The sequence below is a fragment of the Streptomyces katrae genome, assembly GCF_000966975.1.
GTDB classification, from domain to species: Bacteria; Actinomycetota; Actinomycetes; order Streptomycetales; family Streptomycetaceae; genus Streptomyces; species Streptomyces katrae.
Window position 1 is genome coordinate 1 of sequence record NZ_JZWV01001519.1, and the last position, 714, is coordinate 714.

Below are 714 nucleotides of genomic sequence, written 5' to 3' on the forward strand. Positions count from 1 at the left end.
GGACGACGCGGGGTTTCCAGGTGTTCGAGTTCGATGCCGGGGGCGGAGAGGACCACGTCTCCGGCGATGTGGACGGTGTGGACCTCGCCCGTGTCGAGGGCGGTGACCTGGTACTCGTCCACGACCAGCGGTCCGCTGTCGGTGGGGTGCTCGGCGCGGGAGCGCAGGGCCCAGGCCTGGTCGACGGTGCGGGGGGCGAGGACCGGGTCGGTGAGGGCGACGAGGCGGATCCGGGTCGCGGGGGCACCGGGGGTCAGGCGCAGCAGGCGGGTCGTCGCGATGAGGAAGGCCGGGGAGGTGCCGGTGAAGCCGGGGGCGGCGACGTTGCCCTCGGTGGCCTCGGTGCCGGTGGGGTCGGTGCGGACCCAGGTGACCCCGTCGATGGCGGCTCCGCGGACCTGCCAGCTCGACGCGTTGACCTCCAGGCGGATGGGGCGGCCGAGCGCGTCGACGGCGAGGTCGACAGAGCCCCGGTGGTCGCCGCCGGGGGTGGTGGTCTGGGAGACGTACCGCCAGCCGGAGGGGCCGGGGGCGCAGTGGAAGTGCTCCTCGCCGAGGGGGGTGTGGTCGTGCGGGTCGTGGAGCGAGTAGCGGCCGCGGGGCATGGCTGTGGTCCTTGGCTGACGTACCGGGTGCGTATGGGGCAGGCCCCCCGGCACGGGTGCCGGGGGGCCTGCTTCAGTGTGCGCGATCCGCTGGGGTGGGGATCAGTAG

1 protein-coding gene is annotated in these 714 nt (G+C 74.5%); it reads right to left on the minus strand.

The genetic code is table 11. From position 1 onward, the window contains the following. A partial coding sequence (locus tag VR44_RS38835; protein WP_045952398.1) for a hypothetical protein occupies positions 1-605 on the minus strand: 605 nt, incomplete at its 3' end. Positions 606-714 lie beyond the last annotated feature (109 nt).